Source organism: Halorubrum trapanicum, from assembly GCF_002355655.1.
GTDB classification, from domain to species: Archaea; Halobacteriota; Halobacteria; order Halobacteriales; family Haloferacaceae; genus Halorubrum; species Halorubrum trapanicum_A.
In genome coordinates, this window is sequence record NZ_AP017569.1 from 890,820 (window position 1) to 916,412 (window position 25,593).

Consider the following 25,593-nt stretch of genomic DNA (forward strand, 5'->3'; position numbering starts at 1 on the left):
CCGTTCGCAGGCGGAGCGCCCGACGGCTCGGCCGCAATTCGCGCCGAGCCGAAGTCATATATCCCCGGTCGACGACCGCCCCACGTATGCGACTACACGTTATCGGCCTCGGCGGGGCCGGGGGGAGGATCGCCGACCGCCTCGCCGCCGACCACGGCGACGACCCGTTCCTCGCGGGCGTCCACGCCTTCGACACCGATATGGACGCGCTCGGGGAACTGGACGCGCTCGGCGAGGAGCGTCGGTACCGGTTCGGCGACGCCGCGGGCGGGGACGGGCTCGAAGGCGACCTCCACGCTGGCCGCCGCCTCGGCGACGCGCACGCGAGCGAGCTCGGCCGGGCCATGGACGACCAGGCGCCGTCGATCGCCGAGGCGTTCCTTCTCGTCGTCGGCCTCGGCGGCGCGGCCGGCGCGGGCGCGGCCCCGGCGCTCGCCGCGGAGCTCTCGCGGCTCTACGACGCCCCCGTCTACGCCTTCGGGTTTCTCCCCACCCGCGACGAGGCGGAGGAACCGGACGACGACGGGCCGCGAAGCGCGTCCTCCGGGGGGGCGGGCGGCGCGGGGTCGGGCGCAGGAGCCGGCGACGAACCGGCGCCGCCGACGCCCCACCGCCCGCTGGCCGAGCGGAACGCCGCGCGGACCCTCGACGCGCTCTCGGACGAGTGCGCGGCGGTCTTCCCGTTCGACAACGGGGCGTGGCTCCGCCCGAGCGAGACGCTCGTCGGGGCCCGCGACCGGCTCAACGAGGTCGCCGTCGAGCGGGTCGCGGCGCTGTTCGGCGCCGGCGAAACGCCCGAGGGGACGGCGACGCCCCAGCAGGTGCTCGACGCGAGCGACGTCGCCCGCGCGGCGGGGGGCGACGGCGAGATCGCGGCGATCGGGCACGCGACGCAGGCGGTGGAGCCCCCCGATTCGGGCTCGAAGTTCGGACTCGGGCTGTTCGGGTCCTCGGAGCCGGCCGAGATCGACACGAGCGCGGCCGTGTCGGCGATAGAGACGGTCATCCGGAAGGCGGCCCGCGGGAAGAACACGGTCGCGGTCCCCGAGGGGCGCGCCGATCGGACCCTGCTCGTGGTCGGCGGCCCGCCCGCGTGGCTCAACCGGGAGGCGATCGCCGACGGGCGGCGCTGGCTCGCCGAGGAGACCGGCTCGGACGCGATTTTAAGCGGCGACGCGCCGGTTCCCGACGGCGAGGCGGTGTTCGCGGTCGTGGTCCGCTCAGGGATCGACGAGCCGGAGCGGATCCGCGAGATCCGCGAGACGATCGGGTGACTGGCGCGTTGCCGCTGCGAGCCGGCGGTCGATCCCCGCTCGCCGACCCGAACCGGTTAACCGGATGGCGCGCCCACTGAGACCGTGACGACGCAGGCAGACCTCGGGATCAACGTCGACGTGCGCGACGCCGCGGCGGTCGCGGAGCAGCGCGACGAGCTCGTCGCCGCCGTGCGCGACCACGCGGGGCGGATCGCCTACCAGCTCGCGCGGCTCCAGGGCGGCGACTACGGCCGCGAGACGCTGTCGACGCCCGGCGGGGAGTGGACGGTGAAACACGAGGCGGGCGAGCTGGAGTTCCTGCTGTTCTCGCCGAAATCGGGCTCCGACACGTACGTCATCTCGACGAAGCAGCCGCCGGAGCCGGCGGCGCTCGCGACCGCGCTCGACGACTACGCGGCGTTCGTGGCAGCGTGGAACGACCACGTCGACTCGCTGTCCGGCGTCCTCGACGGCGTGAGCGCCGAGTTCCCCGACCCGGCGACCACGGAGGGGGTGGTGGCCGAGCGCGACCGCGTCCTCGATGGGATCCGCGACACCTGCGCGGTCATCGCCGGCGAGATCCACCGGTACGAGGGGGACGACTACGGGACGTTCACCGCGCGCGTCGAGGGCGACCGCTGGGAGCTGAAGTACGACGAGGGGGCGGTGTCGTACCTCCGTGTCGGCGGCTCCGGCGGCCTCTACCTCCTCTCGCAGTACGGCGCCCCCTCCGCGGCCGACGTCCGGGAGTACGCCGACCGGTTCCGCGGGTTCGTGGAGGCGTACAACGAGTTCGTCGAGGAGTTGGAGAGCGACCTCGAACGGATATCGGTCTGACTCGCCGGCGCGCGCTCGGCAGATCGATCCGTGTCCGTGCGTATTCGCCGGCTCGTTTGGCAATACTTATTCACTCCTGTCCAGTACCGACGCGTACATGTCGATCACCCTTCCGGGACCGACGCTCGGCGTCGTCGGCGGCGGGCAGCTGGGTCGGATGCTGTGCGAGGCGGCCGCGCCGCTCGGCGTCGACCTCGTCGTGTTGGACCCGACGCCCGACTGTCCGGCGGCGCCCGTCGCGGCCGACCAGATCGTCGCGGAGTTCGACGACGCCGACGCGATCGACGAGCTCGCGGCCCGCGTCGACGCCCTGACCTTCGAGATCGAACTCGCGGACCCCGAGATCCTCGCGGCCGCGAGCGCGGAGCACGGCGTGCCGGTCCACCCCGACCCGGCCACGCTGGAGACGATTCAGGACAAGCTGGTCCAGAAGGAGGCGCTCGCGGACGCCGGGATCCCCGTCCCCGAGTTCGTCGCGGTCGCGACCGCCGAGGGGCTCGAACGCGTCGTCGAGGAGTTCGGCGGCGTCATGCTGAAGGCCCGCGAGGGCGGCTACGACGGCCGCGGGAACGTCCCCATCGAGGCGCCGAACGAGGCCGCCGACGCGCTCGACGCGGTCGGCGGCGCGGCGATGGCCGAGGAGTTCCTCGACTTCGAGCGCGAGGTCGCCGTGATGGGCCTGAAGGGCGCGGACGGCGAGACGCGGACCTACCCCGTCACGGAAACGGTCCACCGCGAGGAGATCCTCCGCGAGAGCGTCAGCCCTGCCCGCGCCGGCGACGCGATCGTCGCCGAGGCGGAATCGGTCGCGCGCGACGTGCTCGACGTCCTCGACGGCCGCGGCGTCTACGGGATCGAGCTGTTCGAGACGAAGGAGGGCGAGGTGCTGGTCAACGAGATCGCGCCCCGGCCTCACAACTCGGGTCACTGGACGATCGAGGGCGCGCGCACGTCGCAGTTCGAGAACCATATTCGGGCCGTCCTCGGCTGGCCGCTCGGTCCGACCGATCTCGTCGCGCCCGCGGTCACGGCGAACCTCCTCGGCGATGTCGACGAGACGCAGTCCGCGACGCTCCGTAACGTCGAGTCGGTCCTCAACGCGCCCGACGCCGACCTCCACTGGTACGGCAAAGACGACGTGTACCCGCTCCGGAAGATGGGGCACCTGACGGTGACGGAATGGGACGCGGACTCGCCGGGCGATGGCGAAACCGACCGCGACGCGCTGCTTTCGCGGGCCCGAGAGCTCCGCGACGGGCTGACGTTCCGGGATACGTAGTCGCGTCCCGGTCGGCGCTCACGAATTGCGGTCGATCCACGCGCAGAAGGCGTCGAAATCGTGCGCTCCCGCGTCGTCCGCGATGCCCCTGAGCGTTCCCTCCCGGAGTTCGTCGTGGAGCGGAACCGTGACGTGCCGTTTGTCCGTCTCGTTTGTCGGGTGTTCGTGGTAGAGCTGCGCGTGGTCGCCGGTAGTTCGTCGCCACTCGAATCCGCCGCGGTTGACGAGAACCTTCACGACCTCTCGTCCGGAGAACGTGCGCCTCGCCACGTTATTCGAGGACGTCGGGCGGATTCTCGTTCTCGGTCGCGTTCTCCTCGGGATCGATTCCGAGTTCTCGAAGCTCTTCGTCGGTCGGCTCGCGGCCGATCTCTCCCCGATGGAGCGCGACGGCCTCGTCGAGGTTCTCCAGCGCGTCGGACCGCGACTCCCCCTGCGTCGTGACGCCCGTCCCCACGTCTCGGACGATCCACCACCCTTCCTCTCGCCAGAGGCGGATCTCGCCGTCGTGGTCCGCTCCGTCGTCCGTCGAACTCGCCATTACCGTACAGTTCGGGCGATTCGGTTGATAAGGGTTGGGCAGAGAACGAACGCGACGGCCGAGCCGATACCGGTCGCCGCATCCGGGAGTTCCTTGTAGCCCTCCGCCGAACCATCGCCCATGACCACGGTGGACGACCTGATCGAGCGGCTCGAAGCGGAAGCGGCGGCCGACGCGGACCCGGCGACCACCCCGGACGTCGGGATCATCATGGGCTCGGACTCGGACCTCCCCGTCATGGAGGACGCCTACGACGCGCTCGACGAGCTCGGCTTCGCGGAGCAGACCGACTTCGGCGAGGCGCCGGACGCGCGGTTCACCTACGAGAGCTACGTCGTCTCCGCGCACCGGACGCCGGAGCTCATGTACGCGTACGGGGAGACGGCGACGGAGCGCGGTCTCGACGTCGTCATCGCGGGCGCCGGCGGGAAGTCCGCCGACCTGCCGAACATGACCGCGTCGATCGCCTACCCGGTGCCCGTCATCGGCGTGCCGGTCCAGGAGAAGTCGGTCGACTCCGTCATCGGGATGCCGACCGGCGCGCCGATCGTCGCCGTCGACGCCGGGAAGTCGTACAACGCGGCGCTGTCGGCGGCACAGGTGCTCGCGCGCGAACACGACGAGATCGAGGAGCGGCTGGTCGAACTCCACGACGAGCAGAAGGCGGGGGTCGCGGACGTCTCCGCCGATCTTCACGATCTGGGTCTCGACGGGTTCCGGGATCGGTAAGGAGCGACCGGCGTGGTGGCCGCGTCCGAATACCCGACCGTTCGTTTATAAATAGTGCCGTACTGGGATTCGGTAGACTCTTAAAAACTCTCAGCCGCTCAGCGTTACGCCGGTGACGGTAGATCGGTCAAGAACATCTCCAAGGCCTCGGTCACTCGTTTATAAATGGTAAACCGGAGATCAACGGCGAACACCGCCAAAGCCTCAGCCGTTTGCTTATAAATGGTAAACCGAAGATCAACGGCGAACACCGCCAAAGCCTCAGCCGTTTGCTTATAAATGGTAAACCGAAGATCAACGGCGAACACCGCCAAAGCCTCAGCCGTTTGCTTATAAATGGTAAACCGAAGATCAACGGCGAACACCGCCAAAGCCTCAGCCGCTCATTTATAAATAGCTGACAGTAGATCGACGGTGAACGCCTCCAAAGCCCCAGCCGCGAGGACTCGCGCGGCTTGCTGTCGTTCGAAAGGCGCAGAGCGCCTTTCGTGATGACGAGAGAGCAAAGCTCTCTCGAACCACGCTCCTTACTCAGTCGCTTCGCTCCTTCGCTGCGGTGCTTACTGCGCCGTGCTTCGTCCTCGCGACTGCCCCTTTGAGTCCCGCCCCACCCAGCACCGCAACCTCACACCTCCCCAGCCTCGTCGGTGGTCCTCCGCTTCGCTCCGGACCACCGACTCCCTCGCGCGTGCTGACTCGCGGCCGCCGGTGGCGGCCGCTCGCAGGCACGCGCCACCGCGTAATTACTTATAAACGGAGACCGGCTCGTTCCCCGTCGAGTCGCTGCGCCTCCATCGACTCGCACGCGGTTTCGGATCGAGTGTTCTCACTCTCTTCGCCGGCGCTTCGACCGCGAACGGGAGATACCGGCCCGCACGCCCGCGGACGCACAAGACTCAACGCTTATGAGGGGGCGGTCCAAACCCCAGCACGTTACGGAGACCTATATGAGCGATTGGATAGCGATTGGCGCCTTGGCGGTCGTCGGCCTGCTCATCCCGATAGCGATGATGACAGTGTCGGCGTTGCTCCGTCCGAGCGTGCCTGAGACCGGTAAAAGTACCACCTACGAGTCCGGCGAGACCCCGACGGGCGGGACGCGGATCCGGTTCAACATCCAGTACTACATGGTCGCGCTGTTGTTCGTCGTGTTCGACATCGAGACCGTGTTGCTGTTCCCGTGGGCGGTCATCTACCGCCCGGCCGTCCAGGCCGGCGTGCCGATGGCCGACCTGCTGTGGCCGATGTTGGCCTTCGTCGGGATCCTCGCGGTTGGACTCGTCTGGGCGTGGCGGTCGGGGGCGATCAGCTGGGCCCGCAGCCCCCGCGCGACCAGCAGAAAGACGACGGAGGACATCAACTAATGAGCAGCGATCAACCGTTTATCACCGACGATTCGCAAGTCGTAACCGAGACCAGAGACGCCCGGATGACCGGGCAGGGAGACCGGTTCAACTCCCGGCTCCGGGAGGCGTTCGGCTCCTCGCCGTTCATCCTCACCAAGTTCGACAAGTTCCTGAACTGGTGTCGGGGCTCCTCGATGTTCATGCTGCAGTTCGGCATCGCCTGCTGCAGCATCGAGATGATGCACACCTACGCGGTGAAACACGATCTCGACCGCTTCGGGTCGGGCGTCCCCCGCGCCTCGCCGCGACAGGCCGACGTGATGATCGTCCCCGGGACGATCGTCTCGAAGTTCGCCCCGCGGATGAAGCGCGTCTACGACCAGATGCCCGAGCCGAAGTTCGTCGTGGGCATGGGCTCGTGCACCATCTCCGGCGGCCCGTTCCAGGAGGGGTACAACGTCATCAAGGGCGCCGAGGAGGTCATCCCGATCGACATCCACGTCCCCGGCTGCCCGCCCCGCCCCGAGGCGCTCGTCTACGGCGTCGTGAAGCTGCAGGAGCGCGTCGCCAACGGCGAGGCCTCGCCCGTGACGGTGAAGCCGTACGAGCTGGAGGAGTTCTCGGACCTCGAACGCGACGAACTCGTCGACAAGCTGGCCGACCAGATCGACGACGACGAGCTCGTCATGCGGTACAACTTCGCTGATTCGCCATGAGCCTCGAACGACCGGACACCGTCGACGACGGCGCCGTCGAGCAGACGCCGGACGAGCTGGAGGCGCTCCTCGGCGACCTCGTCGTCGACCGCGACGACCACCTGAACGCGCCCGGCTTCGTCATCCGGCCGGACACCGTTCAGGAGACGCTTCGGACCCTGAAAGAGCAGGCGGGGTACGACCACCTCTCCGTCGTCTCCGCACAGGAGTACGAGAACCGCTACGAGTCGATCTACCACCTGAAGAAGTACGACGACCCGACCCAGGAGGTCAGTATCGTCGTCCCCGCAGACAAGGACGACCCCGTCTCCGAGTCCGCCGAGCCCGTCTTCCGCACCGCCGACTGGCACGAGCGGGAGGCGTACGATCTGATCGGGATCGAGTACGACGACCACCCCGACCTGCGCCGGATACTGCTGCCGGAGACCTGGCAGGGCCACCCCCTGTCGATGGACTACGACAAGGACCGGCCGCAGATCGCCACGCTGCCGGAGCACGCGAACCCGCTGGAGGACCACCACAAGGACGCGGAGTCCGACACGATGTTCCTCAACATCGGGCCGCACCACCCGGCGACCCACGGCGTCTTACACCTGAAGACGGTCCTCGACGGCGAGCAGGTCGTCGACGTCGAGCCCGACATCGGCTACCTCCACCGCAGCGAGGAGCAGATGGCCCAGTCCGGCACGTACCGCCACCAGATCATGCCGTACCCGGACCGCTGGGACTACATCTCGGCGGGGCTGCTCAACGAGTGGGCGTACGCCCGCGCGGCCGAGGACCTCGCGGACATCGAGGTGCCGGAGTACGCACAGGTCATCCGCACGATGGGCGCGGAGATGTGCCGGATCGCCGCGCACATGCTCGCCTTGGCGACGTTCGCGCTCGACATCAACGGCGACTTCACGGCGACGTTCATGTACGCCATCAACGACCGCGAGCGCGTCCAGAACCTCCTCGAGGATCTGACGGGCCAGCGGCTGATGTTCAACTACTTCCGGCTCGGCGGCGTCGTCTGGGACCTGCCCGAGCCCCGCGAGGAGTTCTTCTCGGACACCCGCGACTTCCTCGACCAGCTCCCCGAGTCGATCGAGGAGTACCACAACCTGATCACCTCGAACGAGGTGTTCCAGATGCGGACGATCGACACCGGAATCCTCCCGCCGGACGTCGCGAAGAACTACGGCGCGACCGGGCCCGTCGCCCGCGGCTCGGGCGTCGACTACGACCTCCGCCGCGACGACCCGTACGGCTACTACGACGAGCTCGACTGGGACGTCGTCACCGAGGACGGCTGCGACAACTTCAGCCGCCTCCTCGTCCGGATGCGCGAGGTCGAGGAGTCCGCGAAGATCATCGAGCAGTGCGTCGACCTGCTCGAGGACTGGCCGGAAGACGAGCGGAACATTCAGGCGAACGTGCCGCGCACGCTGCGCCCGGACGACGACACGGAGATCTACCGCGCCGTCGAGGGCGCCAAGGGAGAGCTCGGCATCTACATCCGCGCGGACGGGACGGACAAGCCGGCCCGGTTCAAGATCCGATCGCCGTGCTTCTCGAACCTCCAGACGCTGCCGGAGATGGCGAACGGAGAGTACATCCCCGACGTCATCGCCGCGCTCGGTAGCCTCGACGTCGTTCTCGGGGAGGTGGACCGCTGATGGGCACGGCGCCCGCGCAGCTGTTCCCCGAGTTCATCGTCGACACGCTCGGGCTCGACAGCGTCATCGGCGAGGTCGCGGCCTCGCTCGTCGCCGCGTTCGTCGTCGGCAACATCATCCTCGCGTTCACGGGCGTCGCCGGCCCGTGGGCGAAACGGAAGATCACGGCCGCGTTCACCGACCGGATCGCGGTCGACCGGATCGGCCCCTACGGACTGTTAATCATCCCGGCCGCCGCGGTCCAGCTCCTCGCGAAGGAGCTCATCATCCCGGAGGGCGTCGACCGCCCCTCGTGGGATATCGCGCCGATCCTCCTACCGGCGTCGGCGCTGCTCGGCTTCTCCGTCATCCCGATGGGGCAGCTCGGCCCGATCAACCTCCAGCTCGCGGACCCGGAGGTCGGGTTCGCGTTAGTGTTCGCGTTCGCGTCGATCGCGTCGATTTCGCTGGTGATGGCCGGCTACGCGTCGAACAACAAGTACTCGCTGCTCGGCGGGCTCCGCGCGGTCGCGCAGAACCTCGCGTACGAGATCCCGCTCATCGTCACGGCGATGTCGGTCGTGATCTTCGCCGGCACGCTCCAGATGAGCGGTATCGTCGGCGCGCAGACGGAGACGCTGGTGACGATCGCCGGGGTCTCGATCCCGTCGTGGTACGCGTTCGTGAACCCGTTCGCGTTCGTGCTGTTCCTCACGGCGAACATGGCCGAGATCGGGCGGAACCCGTTCGACATCCCCGAGGCGCCGACGGAGATCGTCGCGGGGTACCAGACGGAGTACTCCTCGGCGTACTTCGTCCTCTTCTACCTCGGAGAGTTCGTCCACATCTTCCTCGGCGGGGCGATCCTCGCCGTGACGTTCCTCGGCGGCGCCTCCGGGCCCGGTCCGGAGAGCATCGGCTTCATTTGGTTCGTGGTGAAGATCTGGGGCTTCTTCCTGTTCACGCAGTGGGCCCGCGCGGCGCTGCCGCGCGTCCGTATCGACCAGCTGATCGAGATCGGCTGGAAGGGAATGCTGGTGCTGTCGTTCGCGAACCTGGTGCTCACGGCCGTAATCGTGGGGGTGATCGCGTAACATGATCGGACTCATGAAATCCATGGCGACGACGATGAAACACGCGCTGGACGGGTCGACGTTCACGGTGGAATACCCGGAGGACGCGCCCGAGGTGAGCCCGCGGTTCCGCGGGGTCCACAAGTTCAGCCAAGAGCGGTGTATCTGGTGTCGGCAGTGCGAGAACGTCTGTCCGAACGACACGATCCAGATCGTTCAGGACGACCAGCGCAACGGGGAGCAGTACAACCTCCACATCGGGCAGTGCATCTACTGCCGGCTCTGCGAGGAGGTCTGCCCCGTCGACGCCATCCTGCTGACGCAGAACTTCGAGTTCACCGCCGACACGAAGGACGACTTCGTGTTCAACAAAGAACAGCTCAAGAACGTCCCGTGGTACAAGGGAATCGACCCGCTGGAGTCCCGCAACCCCGATCGCGGCGCGTGGATCGGGGAGGGCGACGGCGAGGTCGACTACCAGTAGCGGGCACGTCTCGAAATCTTCAAAGGGGTTCTCATAGGAGACAAACACAATGGTTTATGCTACCATCGCGTTCGGGCTGTTCGCCGCGGTCACGCTGGCGTTCGCCCTCGGGGTCGTCCTGGCGCGCGACGTGTTCCACGCCGCGCTGCTTCTGGGCGGAGCCCTCACGAGCGTCGCGGTGCACTACGTGATGCTGCGGGCGGAGTTTATCGCCGCCATGCAGATCCTCGTCTACGTCGGCGGGGTCCTCATCCTGGTCACGTTCGCCGTGATGCTCACGCGATCGGACACGGAAACGGAGGTGAGTAGCGCGTGAGCAACGACGAGAGCCGCGGCTCGCGGATCGCACCCGCGATCGCCGTCGGCGGGCTTTTCGCGGTGTTGGCCGCGACGGTGAGCGGGGCGACGTTCGGCTTCGAGTCGGTCGGCTTCCCGGCCGACGCCTCGATCGTCCACAACATCGGGTACGCCCTCTTCAACCTCGCCGAGTACGAGCTCGGCTCGGTGCCGTCCGAGGGGTTCCTCGCGGCCTTCCTGATCGCCGCGGTCGCGCTCGACGTCGCGGTCGACGGCGCCGTCTACCTGGCGAAGCGCGAGGAGGACGACTCCATCGTCTCCGCGCTCGGCCAGGCGTTCACCGACGGGGGTGACCGCCGGTGACCGCCGTCGCCGCCTCGATCCCGCCGTCGTGGTACCTGCTGTTGGCGTCGGCCGTGTTCTGTATCGGGCTGTTCGGCGTCCTGACGCGGCGGAGCGCGCTCTACTTCCTCATGAGCGTCGAGCTCATGATGAACGCGGCCAACATCAACTTCGTCGCGTTCGCGCTGTACTACGGCGACCTCACGGGGCAGGTGTTCGCGCTGTTCGTCATCGCGCTCGCCGCCGCGGAGGTCGCCATCGGCATCGGCATCATACTCGTGTTATACCGCAACTTTGGCACGACAGACGTGACTGTTCCCGCGGAGATGAGGTGGTAAGATGGTGAACGCATTCGCATACGTTCCGGCGATCGTACTCTTACCGTTCTTCTCGTTCCTGGTCGCGCTCGGCGCGGGCAGGTACCTCCCGAAGGGCGGCGCCTTCGGCGGCATCGCGGCGACGGCCGGCTCGTTCCTGCTGTCGATCTGGGTCGCCACGACCGTCGCGGGCGGGCGGGCGTACAACGAGACGCTGTACCACTGGGCGAGCGAGGGCGGCGCCGGGATCGGTCCGACGGACATCGAGCTCACGTTCGGCGTCCTGATCGACCCGCTGTCGGCGCTCATGCTGGTCATCGTGACGCTCGTGGCGCTGTTGGTCCACGTGTTCTCGCTCGGCTACATGAACGACGAGGGCGAGACGGGCCTGCCGCGCTACTACGCCGGGCTCGGCCTCTTCACGGCGTCGATGCTCGGCTTCGTCGTCGCCGACAACCTGCTGATGGCGTTCATGTTCTTCGAGCTGGTCGGGCTCTGCTCGTACCTGCTCATCGGCTTCCACTTCCGGGAGCCGGGACCGCCGTCGGCCGCGAAGAAGGCGTTCCTCGTCACCCGCTTCGGGGACTACTTCTTCCTCGTCGGCGTCGTCGCGGTGTTCGCCACCTTCGGCACGGCGCAGTTCGCGGGCCCCGAGTCGTTCCCGGCGCTGGCCGACGCGGCGCTCAACGGCTCCGGCGAGGTCGCGTGGACGCCCGGCGGCCTCGACCTCGGGACGTGGCTGACGGTCGTCGGCCTGCTCGTGTTGGGCGGCGTCGTCGGCAAGTCCGCGCAGTTCCCGCTTCACACGTGGCTCCCCGACGCGATGGAGGGCCCGACGCCCGTCTCCGCGCTCATCCACGCCGCGACGATGGTCGCGGCCGGCGTCTACCTCGTCGCGCGGATGTACGGCTTCTACGTGCTGACGCCGACGACGATGGCGGTCATCGCCTTCGTCGGCGGCTTCACCGCGCTGTTCGCGGCGACGATGGGCGTGGTGAAAGACGAGCTGAAGCAGGTGCTCGCGTACTCCACCATCTCGCAGTACGGCTACATGATGCTCGCGCTCGGTGCGGGCGGGTACGTGGCCGCCGTCTTCCACCTCACCACCCACGCGTTCTTCAAGGCGCTGCTGTTCCTCGGCGCCGGATCGGTCATCATCGCGATGCACCACAACGAGGACATGTGGGACATGGGCGGGCTCAAGTCGCGGCTGCCCGTCACCTACTACACGTTCCTCGCCGGCTCGCTCGCGCTCGCGGGCATCTTCCCGTTCGCCGGCTTCTGGTCGAAAGACGAGATCCTCTACGAGGCGCTCGTCCACGGCCTCAACGACCCGCTGCTGCTCGGCGGCTATCTGATGGGGCTGCTCGCGGTGCCCGTCACCGCGTTCTACACCTTCCGGATGGTGTTCTTAACGTTCCACGGCGAGCCCCGGAGCGACACCGCCCGCGACCCCGAGCCCGTCGGCTGGAACGTGAAGGGGCCGCTGACGGTCCTCGGCTCGCTCGCGGTCGTCACCGGCCTCATCAACATGGTGCCGGTTCAGAAGGTGCTCGGACTCGAGGGGATCGACCTGCTCCACCGCTGGCTCGACAACGAGTGGGGCGGCATCGAGGGGCTCTCCTCGCACCACTACGCCGACATCGGCCCGTACAGCAGCGCGTACCTCGTCGGCGGTGAGGTCGGCACCGTCCTCGTCGGCGCGGCCGTCTCGCTCGGCCTCGCGCTGCTCGGACTCGGACTCGCCTGGCGGCTCTACAACGTGGCGTCGCCGACGGAACACACCGCCAAACTCGGCGGGGTCAAAGACGTGCTGTACAACAACTACTACCTCGACGAACTGCAGGTCTGGCTCGCGTATCGGACGGAAGACGTCGCGGGCGGCGCGAACACCTTCGACCAGGGGATCATCGACGGCGTCGTGAACGGCGTCTCGTCGGTGAGCCTGACCGGCGGCGGCCGGATCCGGAAGCTCCAGTCGGGGGTCGTCTCGCAGTACGCCGCGCTGCTCACCTTCGGACTGGTCGCGCTGTTGCTCGTACTCGGCGCGACCGGGGGGTGGTTCCTGTGATACTCGAAGCGCTCATGGCGGCCGCGTTCGTCGGCGCGCTGACGGTGTTCCTCGCGCCCGACGAGTGGGCCGGTCGGCTGGCGTTCGCCATCAGCCTGATCCCGTTCGTCGGCAGCCTCTACCTCTGGTCCGGCTTCGAGGCCGGCGGCAACGCGCTGCTCGGCGGCGATATCGCGTACGCGACGCGGATCGAGTGGCTGGAAGTGGGCGGTCGCAGCGTCTCGTGGTTCGTCGGGCTCGACGGGATCAGCCTCCCGCTGTTCGTGCTCACGACGTTCCTCGTGCCGCTGGCGATTCTCAGCGCGTGGACGCCCGTCGACACGCGGCAGAGCCAGTTCTACGGCCTCATGCTGTTCATGGAGGCGAACCTGCTCGGCGTGTTCGCCGCGCTCGACTTCTTCCTCTGGTTCGTCTTCTGGGAGGCCGTGCTGGTCCCGATGTACTTCCTCATCGGGATCTGGGGCGGTCCGCGCCGCAAGTACGCCGCGATCAAGTTCTTCGTCTACACGAACGCGGCGTCGCTTTTGATGTTCATCGGCTTCATGAGCCTCGTGTTCGCGCTGGGCGACTCGGTGTCGTCGTTCGCCCTGCCGGAGATCGCACAGGCGATCGCAGCGGGCGACCTGGGAACGTGGTTCGGCATCCCGCCGGACCGGATCGCGATGGTCGCGTTCCTCGCGATGTTCCTCGGGTTCGCGGTGAAGGTCCCGATCGTCCCGTTCCACACGTGGCTGCCGGACGCCCACGTTCAGGCGCCGACGCCCGCGTCGGTGCTTTTGGCCGGCGTCCTCCTGAAGATGGGGACGTACGCGCTGCTCCGGTTCAACTTCACGATGCTCCCGGAGCAGGCGTCGATGCTCGCGGTCCCGATCGCCGCCATCGCCGTGGTTAGCGTCATCTACGGCGCGATGTTGGCGCTGGCACAGAAGGACCTCAAGCGGATCGTCGCCTACTCCTCCGTCTCCTCGATGGGCTACGTCATCCTCGGACTGGTCGTCTTCACCGAGTACGGGGTCGGCGGCGCGACGTTCCAGATGGTCGCGCACGGCCTCATCTCGGGGCTGATGTTCATGGCGGTCGGCGTCATCTACAACGCCACCCACACCCGGATGGTCGGCGACATGGCCGGGATGGCCGACCGGATGCCGGTCACCGTCGGCATCCTCGTCGCCGGCGCCTTCGGCTACATGGGACTGCCGCTGATGGCCGGCTTCGCCGGCGAGTTCTTCATCTTCGTCGGCTCGCTGTCCGCGCCGGCGCTCCCGTACGCGCCGCTCTTCACCGCGGCCGCGATGTTCGGTATCGTCATCGTCGCCGGCTACCTGCTGTCGGCGATGCAGAGCACGCTGTTCGGCCCGTTCGAACTGGAGACCGACTACGACGTCGGGCCCGCGGCGTTCCACGACGTCGCCCCGCTCGCGGTGCTGCTCGTGGCGATCATCGTGCTGGGCGTCGCGCCCGACATCTTCTTCGAGATGATCCGTGACGCTGCCCTGCCGGTCGTCGAGGGGGTGACCGTCGATGGTTAACGGACTGCCAGCCGTGACGGCGCTGCTGCCGGCGCTGCTCCTGGCGTTCACCGGACTCGCGCTGCTGTTGGTCGACACGATTCGGCCGGACGCGCGGTCGAACACGTCGATGGCGGTCGTCGGCACGTTCGGCTCGCTCGCCGCGCTGGCGGCCACCGTCTGGCTCACCGCGAGCGGCGGCGTGAGCCCGGACGGCGGCGCGGTGCTCCTGTTCGCCGACGCGATCAAGGTGGACACGATGGCGTTGTTCTTCACCGCCATCTTCGCGTCGGTGACCGCGCTGGTCCTCGTCGCCGCGCACGACTACTTCCACGACCACGCCAACCCGGCGGCGTTCTACTCGCTCGTGACGTTCGCCGCGACCGGGATGGCGCTGCTCGCGGCCGCGAACTCGCTCGCGGTCGTGTTCGTCGCCTTAGAGATGGTGTCGCTGCCGTCGTACGTGCTCGTCGCGTATCTCAAGCAGAACCGCGGGAGCGTCGAGGCGGGGCTGAAGTACTTCCTCGTCGGCGCGCTCTCGTCCGCCATCTTCCTGTTCGGCATCTCGCTCGTGTACGCCGCGACGGGCTCGCTGATCCTCGCCGACATCGCGTCGGCGTCGATCGACGGGCTGGCCGGCGTCCTCGGCGTCGGCGTCGTGATGATGATCGGCGGCGTGGCGTTCAAGACCGCCTCCGTCCCGTTCCACTTCTGGGCGCCGGAGGCGTACGAGGGCGCGCCCGCGCCGGTGAGCGCGTTCCTCTCGTCGGCCTCGAAGGCCGCCGGGTTCGTCGTCGCGTTCCGCGTGTTCACCGAGGCGTTCCCGCTGGAGCTGGCGGTGTCGGCGAACGTCGACTGGATGCTCGCCTTCGCGATTCTCGCGGCAGTCACGATGACGCTCGGTAACTTCGCGGCCGCGGTCCAAGAGGAGGTCAAGCGCATGCTCGCGTACTCCTCCATCGGGCACGCCGGGTACGCGCTCATCGGTGTCGCCGCGCTCACGGTCGACGGCCCCGCGAACGGCACCGTCATGGGCGCCGCGATGGCGCACCTGCTCGTCTACGGGTTCATGAACACCGGCGCATTCCTCTTCGTCGCGATGGCGGAGCGGTGGGGCGTCGGTCGCACCTTCGCGGACTACGCGGGGCTCTGGCGGCGCGCGCCGGTCGCCTCCGTCGCGATGGCCGTGTTCATGTTCTCGCTCGCGGGGCTCCCGCCGTTCGCCGGGTTCTTCTCGAAGTACTTCCTGTTCCAGGCGGCCATCGACAACGGCTTCCTGTGGCTCGCCGGCCTCGGCGCGATAAACAGCGTCGTGTCGCTGTACTACTACAGCCGGGTCGTGAAGGCGCTGTTCCTGGACGACCCCGAGTCGCCGAGCGCGCTCGACGCGATCGACGTGCGGCCGACGGCGCTGTACGCCGCGGTCGTCTTCGCGGCGGTCGCGACGGTGCTGCTCTTACCCGGCTTCGGCCCCGTCATCGAGACGGCCGAGGCGGCGGCGTCCGCGCTGTTCTGAGCGGCCGGTTCCCTTCTCTTTCGACGCGTTCGACGCCCGCAGCGACCGCTCCGTATACGGATGGTTTCGACCGGCGGGCCGGCTCTCGCTCGACGGACCGGCTTTCGCTCCCCGAGCCGCCCGCCGGCGCCCACAGATACTCCCCCGTTCGGCCCCTCGACCCGTCCGTGTCTCGGACTCGCACCTACCGGTGTCTGAACTGCCTCGACGAGGTCGTCACGCGCTCGTTCGACACGTCGCACCTCTCGCGGACCTGCCCGAACTGCGGCTCGTTCGAGCGTTTCGCCAACGAGGCCGTCGTCGAGCGGTTCGAGTCGCTGGAGGCGTCGCCGCCGGGGGATCTCGACTGGGATCGACTGGAGCGGCGCGAGAAGCTGCTGGTCGCCGAGCGGCTCGCTCGCACGGACAAGGAGATCGGGGACTTCGACGTGACCGGCGGCGACGCGACGGAGGCGTAGCCGTCGGGCGCCGCGGCGCTACCGCGCGTACAGCTTCCCGCCGACGAGGTCGGCGAGCCCGACGCCGTCGCCGGGCGTGACGGCCACGTAGGGGTGATCGACCGGGCCGAACACGTCGACGACGCGCCCGACCGTCGAGAGCGACTCGTCGACGACGCTCGCGCCGATCCGCGGGGGGTCCGCTCCGGCGTCGCCGCGGGCGATCGCGAGCCCACCGGCGGTCCGGACGACGGTACCGACGCGCCGCACGGTTACTCCCGGAGCACGCCGAGGTACGCGGCGATCGCCTGAACGAGGTCGTTTTTCGCGGTGTCCTCAGTCCCCTTGACCACGACGGAGCCGCGGGGTTCGAACTCCCGGGAGTAGGTCGCGTCGCGCTCGACGACGGCGTCGTAGCCGACCTGCTGGACGGCCTTCGCGATCTCGTCGACGGTCGGCGCTTCGACCGCCAGGTCCGTCGGGACGCGGCGGCCCTCCGAGCGGGACAGCTCGGCGTCGAAGTAGGCGGGGTAGACGACGTTCTCGACCATACCGGATACCCTCGCGCGCGGCGTAAGGTCGTTTCGGACCGCCGCGGGGTCGCCCTTGCGGTGACGGCCGCTCAGCCCGTGCGGAACTCGAACCGGGCCCCGCCGTCCTCGCCGTCGAGCGCGCGGGCGGTCCAGCCGTGCGCCTCGGCGATGCGCTCGCTGATGGCGAGCCCGAGCCCCGTGCCCGACTCCTCAGTCGTGAAGCCGCTCTCGAACACCCGGTCGGCGTCCTCCGGGAGCCCGATCCCGTCGTCTTCGACGTAGAACCCCAGGATTTCCTCCCCGTCGCCGTCCCGAAGCGTCCCCGCCCCGACGCGGACCGAGAGCGGGTCGTCGGGGGAGTCGCGGCCGTGTTCCACACTATTCCGGAAGACGTTCTCCAACAGCTCGCGCAGCCGCGTCCGGTTCGCCGCCAGCGTCCCGTCGGCCTCGATCGTTAGGCTCGCGTCGCCCGTGTCGACGCTGCCCCACGCCTCGCGCGCGACGTCGGCCAGCGAGACGGACTCCGTCTCGCCGACCGAGCGCCCCTCTCTGGCCAGCGACAGGAGGTCGGCGACGAGCTCGTCCATCCGGTCGATCGCGTCCGCGGCCTTTTCGAGGTGGTCGACGTCGCCCGTCTCGCGAGCGAGGTCGACGTACCCCTCCGCGACCGACAGCGGGTTCCGGAGGTCGTGGGAGACGATGGAGGCGAACTCGTCGAGCCGCTCGTTCTGCCGCCGGAGGGTCTCCTCTCGCTCGCGCCGGTCGGTGACGTCGGTGTAGATGGCGTAGCCCGCCGCGTTGGCGGCGTCGAGGTGGATCGGAATGACGTGGAGGATGAAGTGGCGCGGCCCGTCGGTAGTGGTCCGCGTCACCTCCCGGCGGACGTTCTCGCCGCGCTGTAACCGCTCGTTGAGGTCGTCGGCCTCCGACTCGGCGTCCGGAGGGACGATGTAGTCGTCGATGGACTCGCCGATGACCGTCTCCGGCTCGTACCCGAACGTCGCCTCGAACGCCTCGTTCACCTGGCGGACGATCGGGTCGCCGTCGGCGTAATCGTACGCGATGGCGGGGTCGGGAACGTTCGTGAACAGCGCGAGCAGCCGGTCCCGCTCGGCCCTGAGCGTCTCGGTGACGTCGATCCGATCGAGGGTCTCCTCGAGGTGGGACGCGAGCAGCTCCGCCGACCGGCGGTCGGCGTCGTCGAACTCGCCGCCGCTGCCGGTATCGTCGCTCGCGAGCTGGAAGACGACGTCGTCGCCCACGGGGACGGTGAGCACCGTGTCGAACCGGCTCTCGGGGTTCGGGTTCGGGGCGATCGAGGCGTCGCCGGTCCGGACGGCCCTGCCGGCCACGCCGGTCCCGACGCGGACCCGGTTGCAGTCCTCGACGGGCGTCCCGCTGGAGGCGACCACGGGTTCGACCCACTCCCCGTCGCGGACCGCGACCACGCTCTGGTATTCGGGGAACACCTGCTCGGCGACCGCGACGGTCGCCCGGTACGCCTCGTCGACCGACCTGACGGCGGCGAGCTCGGCCATCCCGGCGTTGAGCTGCTCGATCCGCGAGGGGGTCCGCGTCGGCGCCGACCGGACGACGGACCGTCGGTTCCGACCGATCAGCCACGAGACCGTCTCCGAGAGCGCATCGGGAGAGCCCGCGACCGCGTCCACGAGCGGGTCGGTCGCGACGCGGCCCGTCGGGTCGTCGACGTACGCGACCACGACGCCGACGCGATCGACCGCCCGGACCCGGTCGAGCCCCGCCTCGTCGACGACGACGACCGTCACGTCGGCCCCGGCGAGGCGGGAGTCGTCGACGCCGTCCGGGGCGGCGGCGTGCGTCTCGACCGCACCGCCGTCGTCGGATTCGCGGCGCTCGGCGCCGAGGAGGGACCCGAGCTCGCCGGCGAGCTCGGGGTCGTCGTCGAGCACGAGGACCGAGGCGTGCTCGCCCAACGCGGAGGTCACAATTGTACGTCATAGGTCCCGCCCAGCGTATAAATCTTCGTACCGATCGGCGGAACACCGGTGCCGTCGCCCGTTTCCGATCGATCGCAACGTTTCCAGTCCGCCCGTGCGACCGGTCGCCGTCGCTCCGGCCGAGAATCCCCATCGAGCCCGTCTCGCGGGGGCGAGCGGCGCCGTCACGGGCCACGAGCGACCCCGGAACCCTTTTGGAGCAACACGGGCCACGTTCGTGTAATGAGCGATCTCGAAGCGGAGTACCGTCTCGACTACTTCGAGGAAGAAGGGTTCGAGCGCAAGGAATGCACCTCCTGTGGCGCGCACTTCTGGACCCGCGACGCGGGGCGAGAACTGTGCGGCGAGCCGCCCTGCGAGGACTACAGCTTCATCGACGACCCGGGCTTCCCGGAGGCCCGCTCGCTGTCGGAGATGCGCGAGGCGTTCCTCTCCTTCTTCGAGGACCACGGCCACGAGCGGATCGACCCGTATCCGGTCGCCGCGAACCGCTGGCGCGACGACGTCCTCCTGACGCAGGCGTCGATCTACGACTTCCAGCCGCTCGTCACCTCGGGGCAGACGCCGCCGCCGGCGAACCCGCTGACGATCTCGCAGCCCTGCATCCGGATGCAGGACATCGACAACGTCGGCAAGACGGGCCGGCACACGATGGCGTTCGAGATGATGGCCCACCACGCGTTCAACACGCGCGAGGAGGTCGACGAGGACGAGTACGCCTACCACGGCGAGGTGTACTGGAAAGACGAGACGGTACAGTACTGCGACGAGCTGTTCGAGAGCCTCGGCGCGGATCTCGAGGAGATCACCTACATCGAGGACCCGTGGGTCGGCGGCGGCAACGCCGGGCCCGCCATCGAGGTCATTTATAAGGGCGCCGAGCTGGCGACGCTCGTCTTCATGTGCATGGAGCAGGACCCCGAGGGCGACTACGAGATGAAGGACGGGAACACGTACTCGTTCATGGACACGTACATCGTCGACACCGGGTACGGGCTCGAACGGTGGACGTGGATGAGCCAGGGGACCGCGACGGTGTACGAGGCGATCTATCCCGACGCCATCGACTTTTTGAAGGACAACGCCGGGATCGAACGCACCGAGGCGGAACGCGAGATCGTCCACCGCGCCGCGAAGCTCTCCGGCCGGCTCGACATCGACGACGTCGACGACGTGGAGGCCGCCCGCGGCGAGATCGCCGACCGACTCGACGTCGACGTCGACCGCCTGCGCGAACTGGTCGAGCCGCTCGAATCGATCTACGCGATCGCCGACCACTCGCGGACGCTCGCGTACATGTTCGGCGACGAGATCGTCCCCTCGAACGTCGGCACGGGCTACCTCGCGCGGATGGTGTTACGCCGGATGAAGCGGCTCGTCGACGAGGTGGGCGTCGACGCGCCCCTCGACGAGCTCGTCGACATGCAGGCCGAGCGGCTCGGCTACGAGAACCGCGACACGATCCGCGAGATCGTCCGCAGCGAGGAGCGGAAGTACGAGCGGACGCTGGAGCGCGGCGCCCGCAAGGTCGAGCAGCTCGCCGACGAGTACGCCGGGGCCGGCGAGCCGATCCCCACCGAGGAGCTGTTAGAGCTGTACGACTCCCACGGGATCCAGCCCGACATGGTCGCCGACATCGCCGACGAGCGCGGCGCGGCCGTCGACGTGCCCGACGACTTCTACGCGCTCGTCGCCGACCGACACGAGGAGGCCGACGCCGCGACCGGGGGCGACGAGCGCGACGAGCGGCTCGCCGACCTCCCCGAGACGGAGAAGCTGTTCTACGACGACCAGGGGCGCACGGAGTTCGAGGCGGTCGTCCTCGACGTGTTGGACGCCGAGGAGGGGTACGACGTCGTGTTGGACCAGACGATGTTCTACCCCGAGGGCGGCGGCCAGCCGGCCGACAGGGGCCAGCTCACGGTCGGCGAGACCACCGTCGACGTCACCGACGTGCAAGAGCGTGACGGCGTCGTCCTCCACCGCACGGACGCGGACCCCGGGAAAGGCGAGTTCGTCAAGGGGCAGGTGGACGGCGACCGCCGCGAGCGGCTCCGCGCGCACCACACCGCGACCCACCTGATCGGTCACGCCGCCCGCGAGGTGCTCGGCGACCACGTCCGGCAGGCGGGCGCCCAGAAGGGGACCGACTCCGCACGGCTCGACGTGCGCCACTTCGAGCGCATCACCCGCGAGGACGTGAAGGCGATCGAGCGCGTCGCCAACGAGCTCGTCCGCGACGACGTCCCCGTCAGACAGGAGTGGCCCGACCGCAACGAGGCCGAGGCGGAACACGGCTTCGACCTGTACCAAGGGGGCGTGCCGCCGGGAACGAACGTCCGGCTGATCCACGTCGGCGACGCCGACGTCCAGGCCTGCGCGGGCACCCACGTCGACCGGACCGGCGAGATCGGCGCCGTGAAGGTGCTGAAGACGGAGCCGGTTCAGGACGGCGTCGAGCGGATCGCCTTCGCCGCGGGCGCCGCGGCGGTCGAGGCGACCCAGCGCACCGAGGACGCGCTGTACGACGCGGCCGACGTGTTGGACGTCGACCCGCTCGACGTGCCCGAGACGGCCGAGCGCTTCTTCGAGGAGTGGAAGGCGCGGGGGAAGGAGGTCGAGTCGCTGAAGGAGGAGCTGGCGGCCGCGCGCGCCGCCGGCGGCGCCGACGCCGAGGAGGTCGAGGTCGCCGGGGCGACCGCGGTGATCCAGCGGCTCGACGGCGACGCCGACGAGCTGCGCGCGACCGCGAACGCCCACGTCGACGACGGGAAGGTCGCGGTGATCGGCAGCGGCGCCGGCGGCTCCGCGAGCTTCGTCGTCGGCGTCCCCGACGGCGTCGACGTGAACGCCGGGCAGGTCGTCTCGGAGCTCGCCGGGCGCGTCGGCGGCGGCGGCGGCGGCCCGCCCGACTTCGCGCAGGGCGGCGGCCCCGACGCGGAGGCGCTCGACGACGCGCTCGACGCGGCGCCCGACGTCCTCCGCAGCCTCCAGGAGGCCTAGCTCCGTCCCAGCGAGTTCCATATGCCCTACGCGACCAACGCCGGCACCGAGATCCGGTACGAGGTGGACGCGCCCGACGCCGGTACGGACGACGAGGCGGTCGTGTTCTGCGGCGACGTCGGGCTCGGCGCGTGGCAGTTCGGCTGGCAGCACGCCGCGCTGGCCGGGCCGCACACGGTGATCACGCCCGAGACGCGCGGCGTCGGGCGGTCGGACGCGCCGCCCGGCCCGTACCGGGCCGAGACGCTCGCCGCCGACCTCGACGCGGTCTGTGCGGCCGAGGGCGTCAGGAACGCCCACCTCGTCGGGTACGGCCTCGGCGGGATGGTCGCGCTGACGGCCGCGCTGACCGGCTCGCGACCGGCGAGCCTGGCCCTGGTGGGAACGCCGCCCGCGGGCGACGCGTACAACCCCGCCGGCGTCTGGGCCGACCCGAGCGACCCGGCCACGGTCGAGGGGTCGCTCTCCGGGCTGCTCTCGCCCGACTTCCGCGAGGCGCACCCGGACGCGCTCTCGCGGATCGCGGAGTGGCGCCTCGCGGAGGACGCCGACCGGGAGGCGTACGAGGCGCACCGCGCGGCGGTCGAGGCGTTCGACCTGACCGACGACCTCTTCGAGGTCACGACGCCGGCCTTGGTCGTCCACGGGGGCGACGACACCGTCTGTCCGGTCACGGCCGGCGAGACGCTCGCGGAGGGGCTCCCGCGCGGCGAGTTCCACGCCGTCGAGGGCGCCCGGCACCTCGTCGGGGTCGAGGCGTCGGCGGCGGTCAACGACCTGCTCACGGGCTGGCTCGCCGAACACGCGACCGACCGGTTCGCGTAGTGCCGGCGCCCTCCGGCGGGCCAACGCCGCGGTTCGAGCGGTGCCCCGTGTCCGCGTCGTCGGCCGGCACGTCCGGCGCCGCAACCGTTTTGTGACTCTCGCGTCTCCGTTCGGTCGATGACTCGCCTCCGGTTCGCCCTGTTGAACGCCGCCCACGACGGCGCGAACACCCGTCGGAACTTCCGCCGGGAGCTCGACGCCGACCTCGTCGAGTTCGACGCCACCGCCGGGGACCTCCCCGACGACACCGAGTTCGACGGCGTCGTGGTGACGGGGTCGCGCTCGTCGGTGTACTGGGACGAGGCGTGGATCCCGCCGCTCGTCGACTACGTCGCCGAGGCCGCCGACGACGGCGTCCCGGTCCTCGGCGTCTGTTACGGCCACCAAGTGCTCGCGGAGGCGCTCGGCGGCCGCGTCGCGGGGATGGACGGCTTCGAGATCGGCTACAACGAGATCCGCCGCGTGCGCGACGACCCGCTGTTCGAGGGGATCGGCGAGTCGTTCACCGCCTTCACGACCCACGGCGACGCGGTCGTCGAGCTCCCGCCGTCGGCGACGCTGCTGGCCGAGAACGACCGCGGCGTCCACGCGTTCCGCGACGGCCACTGCTGGGGCGTCCAGTTCCACCCCGAGTACGACGTCGAGACCGCCCGCGACGTGACCGACGGCAAGCGCGACCAGATCGGTGACGCCCGCGTGGACGGCGTCCTCGAATCGATCACCCCCGAGGCGTACGACGCGGCCTGCGAGGCGAAGGCGCTGTTCGAGAACTTCACCGCCCACGCCGAGCGGCTGGCGGCCGAACGGGCGGAGCGGGCCGCCGCGGACGACTGAGAGAGGAGTCAGAGCGAGCGGACGGACCCCACGGCCGAGCGCCCCGGTCGAACACCCTTATACGGTTCCCGGACCGATCCTCGGTATGAACGTAGTACCGGACACGAGCGCGGTCGTCGACGGCCGCGTGTCCGAACGCGTCGCGGACGGGACCTACGAGTCGGTCACCGTGTTCGTCCCGGAGGCGGTCGTGGGCGAGCTGGAGTCGCAGGCGAACGACGGGCTCGAATCCGGCTGGGACGGGCTGAGCGAGCTGAAGCGGCTCGCGGACTACGCCGACGACGGGACGATCGAGCTGCGGTACGTCGGCGAGCGCGCGAGCGGCGACGCCCGCTCGAACGCCCACGAGGGCGACGTGGACGCGCTTATCCGCGACCTGGCGGCCGACCACGACGCGACCCTCCTGTCGAGCGACGTGGTCCAGGCCGAGGTCGCCCGCGCGAAGGGGCTCGACGTCGAGTACGTCGAGCCCGTCGCCCGCGGCGTCGTCGACGAGCTTCCGATTCAGGACTTCTTCACCGACGAGACGATGTCGGTCCACCTCAAGACCGGCACCGTCCCGAAGGCGAAGCGCGGGACGCTCGGCGAGATGCGCTACGTCGAGATCGCGGACGAGGAGACCGACGAGGAACAGATGCGCGAGTGGGGCAACTCGATCGTCGACCTCGCCCGCCAGTCGAACGAGGGGTTCATCGAGCTCTCCGACGACGGGATGGACATCGTCCAGTTCCGGAACTACCGGATCGCGGTGGCGCGGCCCCCCTTCGCCGACGGCATCGAGATCACCGCCGTCCGCCCCATCGCGAAGACGACCCTCGACGACTACGAGTTCGCCGACGAGCTGCGCGAGCGGTTCAAAGAGCGCAAGCGCGGCGTGCTCATCTCGGGGTCGCCCGGCGCCGGCAAGTCGACGTTCGCGCAGGCGGTCGCCGAGTTCCTGAACGACAGCGACTACGCCGTGAAGACGATGGAGAAGCCGCGGGACCTCCAGGTCGGTCCGGAGATCACGCAGTACGGCGCGCTCGGCGGCGAGATGGAGAACACCGCCGACTCCCTCCTCCTCGTTCGCCCCGACTACACCATCTACGACGAGGTCCGGAAGACGAACGACTTCGAGGTGTTCTCGGACATGCGGATGGCCGGCGTCGGCATGGTCGGGGTCGTCCACGCATCTCGGGCCATCGACGCGCTCCAGCGGCTCGTCGGGCGCGTCGAGCTCGGGATGATCCCGCAGATCGTCGACACCGTCGTCTACATCGAGGCCGGCGAGGTCCACACCGTCTACGACGTGACCACCGAGGTGAAGGTGCCCGCCGGGCTCACCGCCGAGGACCTCGCCCGCCCGGTCATCCAGGTGTCGAACTTCGAGACCGGCCGGCCCGAGTACGAGATATACACCTTCAACCGGCAGGTCGTCACGGTGCCGCTCGACGAGGACGGCGGCGAGGCCGAAAGCGAGTCCGGCGTCGGCCGCATCGCGAAAAAGGAGATCGAACGCGAGATCAAGTCGGTCGCGCACGGCCGGGTCGACGTGACGCTCAACGGCGACGACGAGGCGGTCGTCTACGTCACCGAGGGCGACATCGGCACGGTGATCGGGAAGGGCGGCGGCCGCATCGCCGACATCGAGAACCGCCTCGGGATCGACATCGACGTGCGGACGCACGACGAGAAGCCCGGCAGGTCGGGGGGCGGCTCCGCCGGCGGCGCGGCCGAGAACGGCCGCGGCGACGGGCAGGTCGGCGCCGAGCGCGGGACGGCCGTTGCGCCGGAGATCACCTCGCGGCACGTCGTCATCGACGTCGACGACGGGGTGGGCGAGACGGTCGAGGTGCGCGCCGACGGCGAGTACCTCTTCACCGCCACCGTCGGCCGCGGCGGCGAGGTCCAGGTCTCCCGCGGCTCCGCCATCGCCGAGGAGTTGGAGGACGCAATCGACCGGAACCGGACGGTGACGGTCGTCCCGGCGCGCTGAGCCGGGAGCCGTCTGGCGGCGGCGCACCGAGACGGCGGCCGTCCGGCCCGCTCGC

Annotated in this window: 26 protein-coding genes; 20 read left to right on the forward strand and 6 right to left on the reverse strand. The window is 69.4% G+C overall.

Translation table 11 applies throughout. The features are described 5' to 3' along the window. The first annotated feature begins 86 nt into the window (after positions 1 to 86). The 3 genes from CPZ01_RS04345 to purK all read left to right on the forward strand — a co-directional run bounded on the left by CPZ01_RS04345 (position 87) and on the right by purK (position 3,372). Entirely contained in the window at positions 87 to 1,274 is a 1,188-nt protein-coding gene (locus CPZ01_RS04345) for an FtsZ/tubulin family protein (protein WP_096393607.1), read from the forward strand. 84 nt (positions 1,275 to 1,358) lie between these two features. Beyond that, the gene (locus tag CPZ01_RS04350) at positions 1,359 to 2,093 is read left to right on the forward strand and encodes a hypothetical protein (RefSeq protein ID WP_096393608.1); all 735 of its coding nucleotides are present in this window, start codon (positions 1,359 to 1,361) and stop codon (positions 2,091 to 2,093) included. 97 nt (positions 2,094 to 2,190) lie between these two features. After that, on the forward strand, positions 2,191 to 3,372 hold the full coding sequence (purK, locus tag CPZ01_RS04355; RefSeq protein WP_096393609.1) for a 5-(carboxyamino)imidazole ribonucleotide synthase: 1,182 nt from the start codon (positions 2,191 to 2,193) through the stop codon (positions 3,370 to 3,372). An 18-nt stretch (positions 3,373 to 3,390) separates the two neighbouring features. On the opposite strand, the gene CPZ01_RS04360 is transcribed toward purK, so the two are convergent. Together CPZ01_RS04360 and CPZ01_RS04365 are read right to left on the reverse strand one after the other, a co-directional pair. Further along, complete coding sequence (locus CPZ01_RS04360) at positions 3,391 to 3,642, reverse strand: type II toxin-antitoxin system HicA family toxin (protein WP_096393610.1); 252 nt, start codon at positions 3,640 to 3,642, stop codon at positions 3,391 to 3,393. A 1-nt stretch (position 3,643) separates the two neighbouring features. After that, the gene (locus tag CPZ01_RS04365) at positions 3,644 to 3,913 is read right to left on the reverse strand and encodes a type II toxin-antitoxin system HicB family antitoxin (protein WP_096393611.1); all 270 of its coding nucleotides are present in this window, start codon (positions 3,911 to 3,913) and stop codon (positions 3,644 to 3,646) included. Positions 3,914 to 4,033: 120 nt separating this feature from the next. Here CPZ01_RS04365 and purE point away from each other — a divergent pair, with 120 nt between their 5' ends. Then, positions 4,034 to 4,642, forward strand: a complete 609-nt coding sequence (gene purE / locus CPZ01_RS04370) for a 5-(carboxyamino)imidazole ribonucleotide mutase (protein WP_096393612.1) — start codon at positions 4,034 to 4,036, stop codon at positions 4,640 to 4,642. Between the two features lie 104 nt (positions 4,643 to 4,746). Here the strand turns inward: purE and CPZ01_RS15350 are convergent, their stop codons facing one another. Continuing rightward, the gene (locus CPZ01_RS15350) at positions 4,747 to 5,007 is read right to left on the reverse strand and encodes a hypothetical protein (RefSeq protein WP_096393613.1); all 261 of its coding nucleotides are present in this window, start codon (positions 5,005 to 5,007) and stop codon (positions 4,747 to 4,749) included. A 582-nt stretch (positions 5,008 to 5,589) separates the two neighbouring features. On the opposite strand from CPZ01_RS15350, the gene CPZ01_RS04380 reads away from it, so the two are divergent. The 12 genes from CPZ01_RS04380 to CPZ01_RS04435 all read left to right on the forward strand — a co-directional run bounded on the left by CPZ01_RS04380 (position 5,590) and on the right by CPZ01_RS04435 (position 16,410). Then, positions 5,590 to 6,006 (forward strand): NADH-quinone oxidoreductase subunit A, encoded by a 417-nt coding sequence (locus tag CPZ01_RS04380; protein ID WP_004596397.1) that lies wholly within the window; start codon positions 5,590 to 5,592, stop codon positions 6,004 to 6,006. Continuing rightward, positions 6,006 to 6,704 carry an NADH-quinone oxidoreductase subunit B gene (locus CPZ01_RS04385; protein ID WP_096393614.1) on the forward strand — a complete coding sequence of 233 codons (699 nt, stop codon included), beginning with the start codon at positions 6,006 to 6,008 and terminating at the stop codon, positions 6,702 to 6,704. The genes CPZ01_RS04380 and CPZ01_RS04385 overlap by 1 nt, the downstream gene beginning before the upstream one ends. Beyond that, complete coding sequence (locus CPZ01_RS04390; protein WP_096393615.1) at positions 6,701 to 8,365, forward strand: NADH-quinone oxidoreductase subunit D; 1,665 nt, start codon at positions 6,701 to 6,703, stop codon at positions 8,363 to 8,365. The genes CPZ01_RS04385 and CPZ01_RS04390 overlap by 4 nt, the downstream gene beginning before the upstream one ends. Beyond that, complete coding sequence (locus tag CPZ01_RS04395) at positions 8,365 to 9,438, forward strand: complex I subunit 1/NuoH family protein (protein ID WP_096393616.1); 1,074 nt, start codon at positions 8,365 to 8,367, stop codon at positions 9,436 to 9,438. The genes CPZ01_RS04390 and CPZ01_RS04395 overlap by 1 nt, the downstream gene beginning before the upstream one ends. A gap of 1 nt (position 9,439) precedes the next feature. Continuing rightward, on the forward strand, positions 9,440 to 9,901 hold the full coding sequence (locus CPZ01_RS04400) for a NuoI/complex I 23 kDa subunit family protein (RefSeq protein ID WP_004596401.1): 462 nt from the start codon (positions 9,440 to 9,442) through the stop codon (positions 9,899 to 9,901). Between the two features lie 49 nt (positions 9,902 to 9,950). Further along, the gene (locus CPZ01_RS04405; protein WP_008440357.1) at positions 9,951 to 10,217 is read left to right on the forward strand and encodes an NADH-quinone oxidoreductase subunit J; all 267 of its coding nucleotides are present in this window, start codon (positions 9,951 to 9,953) and stop codon (positions 10,215 to 10,217) included. Further along, positions 10,214 to 10,561, forward strand: coding sequence for a hypothetical protein (locus CPZ01_RS04410; RefSeq protein ID WP_096393617.1), 348 nt, complete (start codon positions 10,214 to 10,216; stop codon positions 10,559 to 10,561). The genes CPZ01_RS04405 and CPZ01_RS04410 overlap by 4 nt, the downstream gene beginning before the upstream one ends. Beyond that, the gene (gene nuoK / locus CPZ01_RS04415) at positions 10,558 to 10,878 is read left to right on the forward strand and encodes an NADH-quinone oxidoreductase subunit NuoK (protein WP_004596404.1); all 321 of its coding nucleotides are present in this window, start codon (positions 10,558 to 10,560) and stop codon (positions 10,876 to 10,878) included. The genes CPZ01_RS04410 and nuoK overlap by 4 nt, the downstream gene beginning before the upstream one ends. A gap of 1 nt (position 10,879) precedes the next feature. Further along, positions 10,880 to 12,928 carry an NADH-quinone oxidoreductase subunit L gene (gene nuoL / locus CPZ01_RS04420; protein WP_096393618.1) on the forward strand — a complete coding sequence of 683 codons (2,049 nt, stop codon included), beginning with the start codon at positions 10,880 to 10,882 and terminating at the stop codon, positions 12,926 to 12,928. A gap of 14 nt (positions 12,929 to 12,942) precedes the next feature. After that, positions 12,943 to 14,457, forward strand: a complete 1,515-nt coding sequence (locus tag CPZ01_RS04425; protein ID WP_096396126.1) for a complex I subunit 4 family protein — start codon at positions 12,943 to 12,945, stop codon at positions 14,455 to 14,457. Then, the gene (locus CPZ01_RS04430; protein ID WP_096393619.1) at positions 14,450 to 15,952 is read left to right on the forward strand and encodes an NADH-quinone oxidoreductase subunit N; all 1,503 of its coding nucleotides are present in this window, start codon (positions 14,450 to 14,452) and stop codon (positions 15,950 to 15,952) included. Before CPZ01_RS04425 ends, CPZ01_RS04430 begins: the two co-directional genes overlap by 8 nt. Positions 15,953 to 16,119: 167 nt before the next feature. Beyond that, positions 16,120 to 16,410 carry a hypothetical protein gene (locus CPZ01_RS04435; protein ID WP_096393620.1) on the forward strand — a complete coding sequence of 97 codons (291 nt, stop codon included), beginning with the start codon at positions 16,120 to 16,122 and terminating at the stop codon, positions 16,408 to 16,410. Between the two features lie 18 nt (positions 16,411 to 16,428). Here CPZ01_RS04435 and CPZ01_RS04440 read toward each other — a convergent pair whose 3' ends face one another. From CPZ01_RS04440 to CPZ01_RS04450, 3 genes are all read right to left on the reverse strand, one after another. Beyond that, positions 16,429 to 16,659 carry an H/ACA ribonucleoprotein complex subunit GAR1 gene (locus tag CPZ01_RS04440; protein ID WP_096393621.1) on the reverse strand — a complete coding sequence of 77 codons (231 nt, stop codon included), beginning with the start codon at positions 16,657 to 16,659 and terminating at the stop codon, positions 16,429 to 16,431. Between the two features lie 2 nt (positions 16,660 to 16,661). Further along, positions 16,662 to 16,940 (reverse strand): signal recognition particle subunit SRP19, encoded by a 279-nt coding sequence (gene srp19 / locus CPZ01_RS04445; protein WP_004596410.1) that lies wholly within the window; start codon positions 16,938 to 16,940, stop codon positions 16,662 to 16,664. A gap of 71 nt (positions 16,941 to 17,011) precedes the next feature. Next, positions 17,012 to 18,889 (reverse strand): ATP-binding protein, encoded by a 1,878-nt coding sequence (locus tag CPZ01_RS04450; protein WP_096393622.1) that lies wholly within the window; start codon positions 18,887 to 18,889, stop codon positions 17,012 to 17,014. Positions 18,890 to 19,123: 234 nt separating this feature from the next. On the opposite strand from CPZ01_RS04450, the gene alaS reads away from it, so the two are divergent. From alaS to CPZ01_RS04470, 4 genes are all read left to right on the forward strand, one after another. Beyond that, the gene (alaS, locus tag CPZ01_RS04455) at positions 19,124 to 21,904 is read left to right on the forward strand and encodes an alanine--tRNA ligase (protein WP_096393623.1); all 2,781 of its coding nucleotides are present in this window, start codon (positions 19,124 to 19,126) and stop codon (positions 21,902 to 21,904) included. 21 nt (positions 21,905 to 21,925) lie between these two features. Further along, the gene (locus tag CPZ01_RS04460) at positions 21,926 to 22,729 is read left to right on the forward strand and encodes an alpha/beta fold hydrolase (RefSeq protein ID WP_096393624.1); all 804 of its coding nucleotides are present in this window, start codon (positions 21,926 to 21,928) and stop codon (positions 22,727 to 22,729) included. Between the two features lie 117 nt (positions 22,730 to 22,846). Next, a complete protein-coding gene (locus CPZ01_RS04465; RefSeq protein ID WP_096393625.1) occupies positions 22,847 to 23,563 on the forward strand; it encodes a type 1 glutamine amidotransferase in 717 nt (238 codons plus the stop codon). An 85-nt stretch (positions 23,564 to 23,648) separates the two neighbouring features. Continuing rightward, positions 23,649 to 25,538, forward strand: a complete 1,890-nt coding sequence (locus tag CPZ01_RS04470; protein WP_096393626.1) for a PINc/VapC family ATPase — start codon at positions 23,649 to 23,651, stop codon at positions 25,536 to 25,538. The last annotated feature ends 55 nt before the right edge of the window (positions 25,539 to 25,593 follow it).